General features: G+C 67.1%; 5 protein-coding genes, 1 tRNA gene and 1 pseudogene. 6 read left to right on the top strand and 1 reads right to left on the bottom strand.

What is annotated here, in order from left to right; translation table 11 throughout:
• The 6 genes and pseudogenes from DU475_RS22325 to uca form a co-directional block, all read left to right on the top strand.
• Positions 1-260 (top strand): annotated as a pseudogene (locus DU475_RS22325) (putative urea ABC transporter substrate-binding protein); the annotation flags it as partial.
• A gap of 35 nt (positions 261-295) precedes the next feature.
• Positions 296-1,114 (top strand): ABC transporter permease, encoded by an 819-nt coding sequence (locus tag DU475_RS22320; protein ID WP_114358677.1) that lies wholly within the window; start codon positions 296-298, stop codon positions 1,112-1,114.
• Positions 1,111-1,902: an ABC transporter ATP-binding protein gene (locus tag DU475_RS22315; protein WP_013500911.1), complete on the top strand. Its 792-nt coding sequence runs from the start codon at positions 1,111-1,113 to the stop codon at positions 1,900-1,902. The genes DU475_RS22320 and DU475_RS22315 overlap by 4 nt, the downstream gene beginning before the upstream one ends.
• Before the next feature lie 38 nt (positions 1,903-1,940).
• The gene (locus DU475_RS22310) at positions 1,941-2,780 is read left to right on the top strand and encodes an urea amidolyase associated protein UAAP1 (protein WP_164633353.1); all 840 of its coding nucleotides are present in this window, start codon (positions 1,941-1,943) and stop codon (positions 2,778-2,780) included.
• 2 nt (positions 2,781-2,782) lie between these two features.
• Complete coding sequence (locus DU475_RS22305; RefSeq protein ID WP_047307426.1) at positions 2,783-3,418, top strand: urea amidolyase associated protein UAAP2; 636 nt, start codon at positions 2,783-2,785, stop codon at positions 3,416-3,418.
• Positions 3,419-3,420: 2 nt separating this feature from the next.
• The gene (gene uca / locus DU475_RS22300; RefSeq protein ID WP_164633352.1) at positions 3,421-6,969 is read left to right on the top strand and encodes an urea carboxylase; all 3,549 of its coding nucleotides are present in this window, start codon (positions 3,421-3,423) and stop codon (positions 6,967-6,969) included.
• A gap of 83 nt (positions 6,970-7,052) precedes the next feature.
• On the opposite strand, the gene DU475_RS22295 is transcribed toward uca, so the two are convergent.
• Positions 7,053-7,127: transfer RNA gene (locus DU475_RS22295), tRNA-Gln, on the bottom strand.
• Positions 7,128-7,470 lie beyond the last annotated feature (343 nt).

Here is a 7,470-nt window from a genome sequence, read left to right as displayed (position 1 = left end):
TCGAAAGCCAGCTCGCCTCGACCAGGCTGTTCAGCAAGGCCGCGGACGCCGAAGCCTTCACCAAGAGCGCGGCGATCGGCAGCACCATGGACCGCGTCCGCAAGTTCCTGTTCGACAAGGATCTGCTCGGCAAGGGCGCGAAATCGGCCGATGCGGTCGGCATCGAGCTCGCGGACAAGAGCGTGCTCGGCGACAAGTCCAACGTGAAGCTGCGGTTCGACCCGAGCTTCATGAACGCCGCCGCAGCCGGCAAGCTGTAAGCGATCACCTCCACAAGCCAAGCCGGAGCACGACGATGCGATGGGTGAACATCAGGCCTGGACGGCAACTCGCCATCTACATGGCGGCGCTGCCGTTCGTGCTGGTGATCATTGCGTATCTGCTGGGCTCCGGCGCCAGGCTCGCTGAGAATCCGAACGACAAGCTGCTGCCGGCCCTGACCAGCATGGGCCAGGCAGTCAAGCAGATGGCGTTTCAGGTCGACGCCCGCACCGGCAACTATCTGTTGTGGACGGACACGCTGGCGAGCCTGGAACGACTCGGCGCTGCGCTGGCGATCTCGACCTCGCTGGCTCTCGTGTTCGGCATCGTGATCGGCCTGCTCCCGGCCGCCAATGCGCTGCTCGGCTCGTTCGTGTCGGTCACCTCGATGGTGCCGCCGCTGGCGCTGCTGCCGATCCTGTTCATCGTGATGGGACTCGGCGAAAACTCCAAGATCGCGCTGATCGTGATCGGCACGCTGCCGGCGATGATCCGGGACCTGGCGATGCGGGTGATGGAGCTGCCACGCGAGCAATTGATCAAGGCCCAGACGCTCGGCGCCTCGACCTGGCAGATCGCGCTCCGCGTGGTGCTGCCGCAGATCCTGCCGCGATTGATCGACTCGCTGCGGCTGCAGCTCGGCCCCGCCTGGCTGTTCCTGATCGCCGCCGAAGCGATCGCCTCCGACTCCGGGCTCGGCTATCGCATCTTCCTGGTGCGACGTTATTTGGCGATGGACGTGATCATTCCCTACGTGGTGTGGATCACGTTGCTCGCCTTCCTGATGGACCTGGCGTTGCGACTGATCCAGCGCAAGGCCTTCCCCTGGTTCGCCGCGGTGAGGGCGGAATGAGCGCGATCCGATTCGACAACGTCTGGAAGGAATACGGCGACCACATCGTGCTGGAGCGGATCACGCTCGACGTCGCGCCGCGCGCCTTCGTCGCCCTGGTCGGCCCCTCCGGCTGCGGCAAGACCACCTTCCTGCGCATGCTGCTCGGCGAGGAGACGCCGACCCGCGGCCGGATCCTGATCGACGGCCGCCCGATGCCGAGCGAACCCGACGCCGATCGCGGCGTGGTGTTCCAGCGTTATTCGGTGTTTCCGCATCTCACCGTGCTCGACAACGTGCTGTTTGGCCGCGAGCTGCAACAGTCGCGGCTGCTCGGCCGGCTGTTCGGCCGGGCGCGGCGCGAGGCGACCGAGCAGGCGCTGGCTCTGCTCGACGAGGTCGGGCTGAAGGGCCACGAGCACAAATATCCCGCGTCGCTGTCCGGCGGCATGCAGCAGCGGCTGGCGCTGGCGCAGGCGATCATGCGCGGCCCCAAGATCCTGCTGCTCGACGAGCCGTTCGGCGCGCTCGACCCGGGCATCCGCGCCGACATCCACGTGCTGATGAAGCGGCTGTGGAACGAGACCGAGCTGACGGTGGTGATGGTCACGCACGATCTGTCCGAAGCGTTCAGCCTGGCGACCCGCGTGATCGCGTTCGAGCGCAATCGCAACCGTCCCGAGGAGCGCGAGCGCTACGGCGCCACGATCTCGCGCGATCTCGAAATCTTTCCGCGGCGCATCGCGCAGCCGCGCACCGACCATCCAATCCGCTCCGGCCGGGACGACCCGGCCGCACAGGGAGCATGAGCCGGGACGACCCGGCGTTTGTTCACCGTGAGGACAGCATGATCCTGACCGAGCAAGAGAAGGCCGAAGTCGAGGCCAACCGCCAGCGCTACGAACAGCACAAGGCACTGGGCCAGCAACAGGCACCGAAGGCCTTGCCGCCGCCGACGCCGCGCGACGGCGCGCCGATCGCAGCGGACGCGATCATCCATCGCGAGACCGTGCCGGGCGGCTGGTACTACGTGACCAGGCTCGGCCGCGGCGAAGCGCTGCGTCTCATCAATACGGACGGCACGTCCTGCGTCAGCATCCAGGCCTGGAATGCGCTCGACCCGAGCGAGCGGCTGAACCACGCCGACACCATCAAGGTGCAGTGGGCGGCGTCCTTACGCAAAGGCCGGGTGATCCTGTCCGACATGGGTCGTGCGCTGCTGTCGATCATCGAGGACACCAGCGGCGCGCACGACACCATGGTGGGCGGCTCCACCGCGGCGACCAATGCGGAGCGCTACGGCGCCGGCAGTTTCCGCAACACCCGCGACAATTTTGTGCTCGCCGCCGGCAAGCTCGGGCTCGATCGCCGCGACCTGCACCCGTCGATCGGATTCTTCGCTCCGGTCGCCGTCGACTCGCTGGGCCGGTTCGAATGGCACGGCGAGCGTCGCAACAAGGGCGACTTCGTCGATCTGCGCGCCGAGCTCGACCTGCTCGTCGCGGTGTCGAACTGTCCGCACCCGCTCGATCCATCCCCCAGCTACGCGCCGGGCGACGTCGACATCATCCGCTATCAGGCGCCTCAGCCCGCCGCCGACGACCTTTGCCGCACCGTGTCGCTCGAAGCCAAGCGCGCGTTCGAGAACAACGCCTTCTATCTCGCCGGCGCCGCAGGGAGGGCCTGAGCATGACCGCGATTCCCGCTTCCGCCCGCATCGTGCTCGACACCGAGATCCCGGCGCGCGTGCCGTGGTCGGCGATCATCCGCAAGGGCCAGACGCTGCGCATCGTCGACAGCCACGGCCAGCAGGCCGTCGACACCCTATTCTACGCCGCAGATGATCATGGCGAACGCTACAGCGGCCAGGACACGCTGCGCGCCCAGGGCTCGGCCTACGTCACCACCGGCACGCGGATCATGTCCACCGAGGGCCGCACCATGCTGCGGATGGTGGCCGATAGCTGCGGCCTGCACGACACCTCGGCCGGCGCCTGCTCCTGCGAGAGCAACACCGTGCGGTTCGGGCACCAGACCAAATATCTGCATGCCTGCCGCGAGAACTTCGTGCTGGAGGCCGCCAAGCACGGTCTGTCGAAGCGCGACATCGTGCCGAACCTCAACTTCTTCATGAACGTGCCGCTCGACACGTCCGGCAATTTCACCGTGGTCGACGGCGTCTCCAAGCCCGGCGACTACGTCGAGATGGTCGCCGAGATGGACGTGCTGTGCCTGATCTCGAACTGTCCGCAGGTCAACAATCCCTGCAACGGCTTTTTCCCGACGCCGATCCAGGTGGTGATCTACGAGGCAGGCGAGGACTGATCATGTTCAGCAAAGTTCTGATTGCCAACCGCGGCGAAATCGCCGGGCGGATCGGCCGCACCTTGCGCCGGATGGGGATCGCATCGGTCGCGATCTATTCGGACGCTGACCGTTTCACCCGTCCGGTGCGCGAGGCCGACCAAGCGGTGCGCGTCGGCGGCGAGGCCGCCAGCGACAGCTATCTCAATGTCGACGCCGTGATCGAGGCCTGCCTCTCAACCGGCGCGCAGGCGGTGCATCCCGGCTACGGCTTTCTGTCGGAGAACCGCGGCTTCGCCGAGCGGCTGAAGCAGCACGGCATCGCCTTCATCGGTCCGCGCCCCGAACATCTCGAGGCGTTCGGCCTGAAGCACCGCGCCCGCGAACTGGCGCAGACGAGCAAAGTGCCGCTGCTGCCCGGCACCGGGCTGATCGACAGCATCGAGGAAGCTCTGGAAGCCTCGGCACGGATCGGCTTTCCGCTGATGCTGAAGAGCACCGCGGGCGGCGGCGGCATCGGCATGCAGCTCTGCCACGACGAGGCGACGCTGCGCGAACGCTTCGCCACGGTGCAGCGCACCGCCCGCGCCAGCTTCGGGGACGCGCGGGTATATCTGGAGCGGTTCGTCGCCGACGCCCGCCATATCGAAGTGCAGATCTTCGGCGACGGCCAGGGCAACGTGATCGCGCTCGGCGAGCGCGACTGCTCGCTGCAGCGGCGCAACCAGAAAGTCGTCGAGGAAACCCCGGCGCCCGGCATCTCGGACGAGATGCGGACGCGGCTGCATCAGGCCGCGGTCGCGCTCGGCCGGAGCGTGAACTACGAGTCCGCCGGCACCGTCGAATTCATCTACGACGTCGCCCGCGACGAATTCTACTTCCTCGAGGTCAACACCCGCCTGCAGGTCGAACATCCCGTCACCGAAGCGGTGTTCGGTGTCGATCTGGTCGAATGGATGGTGCGCCAGGCTGCCGGCGACAGCCCGATCGCGACCTACACGCCGCGCCCGCCGCAGGGCGCGGCGATCGAAGTGCGGCTGTATGCCGAAAATCCAGGCGCCGGCTTCCGGCCCTCGGCCGGCCGGCTGACCCAGGTGGCGTTTCCGGACGACGCGCGCGTCGACGGCTGGATCGAAACCGGCGACGAGGTAACGCCGTTCTATGACCCGATGCTGGCGAAGCTGATCGTCCACGCGGCCGACCGCGACGCCGCGATCGACAAGATGATAAGCGCGCTCGCCGCCACCACCGTCGCGGGCATCGAAACCAATCTCGATTACTTGCGCGCGATTGCGGCATCCGATCTGTTCCGCAGCGGCAAGGTCGCCACCAAGGTGCTGGCGGACTTCAGCTTCGCGGCGCGCACCATCGACGTGGTGGCGCCCGGCGCGCAGTCCGGATTGCAGGAGCTGCCGGGCCGGTTGCATCTGTGGCACGTCGGCGTGCCGCCGAGCGGACCGATGGACGAGCGTTCGTTCCGCCTCGCCAACCGCATCGTCGGCAATCCCGAAACCACCGCGGCGTTCGAACTCACCGTCAGCGGTCCGACGCTGCGCTTCAACGCCGACGCCGTGGTGGCGCTGTGCGGCGCTGGCATGATGGCAAAGCTCGACGGCACAGCGGTTGGTAACGACGCGCCGATCACGGTGCGTGCCGGGCAAATGCTGGCGATCGGCAAGATCGAGGGACCGGGCCAGCGTTGTTATCTCGCCATCCGCGGCGGCTTCGACGCGCCCGAAGTGTTCGGCTCCCGCGCGGTGTTCACGCTCGGCGCGTTCGGCGGCCATGCCACCGGCGCGCTGAAGGCCGGCGACGTGCTGCATTTCGGCTCGATCACGCCTGTCGCGGAGCCCCGTGCGCTCACCGATGAGGAAAAGCCGGCGCTGACGCGAACCTGGCAGATCGGCGTGATCTACGGCCCGCACGGCGCGCCCGATTTCTTCCGAGACGACGACATTGCGACGCTGTTTTCCTCGGACTACGAAGTCCACTTCAACAGCGCCCGCACCGGCGTGCGGCTGATCGGGCCGAAGCCGCAATGGGCGCGCACCGACGGCGGCGAAGCCGGGCTGCATCCCTCCAACATCCACGACAACGCCTATGCGGTCGGTGCGATCGACTTCACCGGCGACATGCCGATCATCCTCGGGCCCGACGGCCCGAGCCTCGGCGGCTTCGTCTGCCCGGCCGTGGTGGCGCGCGACGAACTGTGGAAGGTCGGCCAGCTCAAGCCCGGCGACAAACTTCGCTTCGTGCCGGTGGCGCGGGCCGATGATCCGGTCGCAGGGCCGACCGTGATCGCCGCGCCTGCCGAGCTCGGCTCGGCGATCGTCGGCCGCCATGACGATGGCGAGATCCCGGTGGAGTATCGCCGCGCCGGCGACGACAATCTGCTGGTCGAATACGGCCCGATGGAGCTCGACATCGCGCTGCGCTTGCGGGTGCACGTGCTCGCCGAGGCGGTGGAGAAAGCCAGACTGCCCGGGATCATCGATCTCACGCCGGGAATCCGCTCGTTGCAGATCCACTACGACAGCGCGGTGATGTCACGCCGCAAGCTGCTCGACGCACTGGCGAGGATCGAGCGCGAACTGCCGTCGGTCGAAGCGATGGCGGTGCCGAGCCGCATCATACACCTGCCGCTGTCGTGGAACGATCCACAGGCGGTGCTGGCGATGCGCAAGTATCAAGAGCTGGTGCGTCCCGATGCGCCGTGGTGTCCGTCCAACATCGAGTTCATCCGCCGCATCAACGGTCTTTCCAGCGAGGACGACGTCAAGCGCATCGTGTTCGGCGCCAGCTATCTGGTGCTCGGCCTCGGCGACGTCTATCTCGGCGCCCCGGTCGCCACCCCGGTCGATCCACGGCATCGCCTGGTCACCACCAAATACAACCCGGCCCGCACCTGGACGCCGGAAAACGCCGTCGGCATTGGCGGCGCCTATATGTGCATCTACGGCATGGAAGGCCCCGGCGGTTATCAGCTATTCGGCCGCACCATCCAGGTCTGGAACACCTGGCGCAGCACCGAAGTGTTCAAGCCCGGCCATCCCTGGCTGCTGCGGTTCTTCGACCAGATCCGGTTCTTCCCGGTAACGCCGGAACAACTGCTCGACGCCCGCGCCGCGTTTCCGCACGGCGGCTATCCGCTCCAGATCGAGGAGACGACGTTCTCCTACGCCGACTACAAAGCGTTCCTGGCGCGCGAGGCCGAAGGCATCTCGGCGTTCAAGACCCGCCAGCAATCCGCGTTCGAGGCCGAACGCCAGCGCTGGCGCGACGCCAAGCTCGACGAAGTGGTGGAGGACGACACCGCGGCCGCGCTCGGCTCCGGCGGCGACGTGCCGGACGGCTGCATCGGCCAGTTCACCGAAGCGCCCGGCAACGTCTGGAAACTGACCGTCGAACCCGGCGAGCATGTCGAGATCGGCCAGACGCTGGCGGTGATCGAATCGATGAAGATGGAGATCGCAATTCCGGCGACCGCGCGCGGCATCGTCCGAGCCCTCAATGCCAAGCCGGGCCAGACGCTGCGCGCCGGCGATCTGATCTGCGCGCTGGAGGAAATGTGAGGGGAAAGCCGCCATGAACGGCGGCGGGGCCACATCGGGCGTGCGCCGGCCAGACAAAGTTCCTTGAAATCAGCGGCTTGGCCTGGCTGGGGCGGGAGGGATCGAACCTCCGCATGGGGGAATCAAAATCCCCTGCCTTACCGCTTGGCTACGCCCCAAAAGGCCTATCCCGGCCCGCGCATTGCGGCCGGGCGGCGGATTCGCCTCGGCCCCGCCGGTCTATCGAGACAAAGGCGGCTTTTCAACCGCCGAAAGCCCGAAATCCGGCCCGATCGCGCAGCCGCAGCCGCAGCATCGCGATCCCCGGCCGGCTCGTCCGGCGATCGCGACCCCACGGACGGTTGAGAGGAGCGGCATTTCGTGGAAAAAGGCCGGCATCCTTCCGTCAGCCGGGACACTGTCATGACCTATCGCGCACCGATCGACGACATCCTTCTTTCGCTGAACCACGGCGCGGGATTGCAAGCGGCGGTCGCCGCCGGCCATTTCGGCGACTACGAC

This window comes from Rhodopseudomonas sp. WA056 (assembly GCF_010906995.1).
Taxonomy (GTDB): Bacteria; Pseudomonadota; Alphaproteobacteria; order Rhizobiales; family Xanthobacteraceae; genus Rhodopseudomonas; species Rhodopseudomonas palustris_G.
Note: the sequence above shows the minus strand (reverse complement) of the source record. Positions and strands in the feature narration are given on the sequence as shown.